The sequence below is a fragment of the Allobaculum fili genome (assembly GCF_020969955.1).
GTDB lineage: Bacteria > Bacillota_I > Bacilli_A > Erysipelotrichales > Erysipelotrichaceae > Allobaculum > Allobaculum fili.
This window is the reverse complement of the sequence record NZ_JAHDSX010000127.1, coordinates 1-353: the sequence shown is the minus strand read 5'-3', so window position 1 is coordinate 353 and position 353 is coordinate 1. Positions and strand designations below refer to the sequence as shown.

The 353-nt window shown below is 50.7% G+C and carries 1 pseudogene; it reads right to left on the bottom strand.

Annotation, left to right across the window (positions count from 1 at the left end):
• Positions 1 to 226, bottom strand: a pseudogene (locus Afil_RS10805) (transposase); the annotation flags it as partial.
• Positions 227 to 353 lie beyond the last annotated feature (127 nt).

The window sequence follows — 353 nt, the reverse complement described above, 5'->3', positions numbered from 1 at the left end:
CCTGGATGATGTCGGAGATGTCGCGCTGCGACATGCCCTGGCCATACATACGGAGTATTTTGTCCTCGATATCTGAAATATCCCGACTGCCTTTAGGAACAGCCTGCGGTTCGAATGTACCAAGGCGCTCACGAGGAATACGCAGATCCAGCTCGCCCTGAGAAGACCTTACAGTCTTCTCAGAATAGCCGTTCCGCCGATTGTCCGTCGATTTAGGAGCATGCGATGTTTTTGTCAATTGAAAACTGGTCCAGTTGCGTAATTGAAAACTGGTCCACTTTGGGTTATAGAAGACTGCTCTTTCCAGAGCAGTTCCTTCTCCCTTCACCCCCTAGGGGGTGACGCGCTTTTTC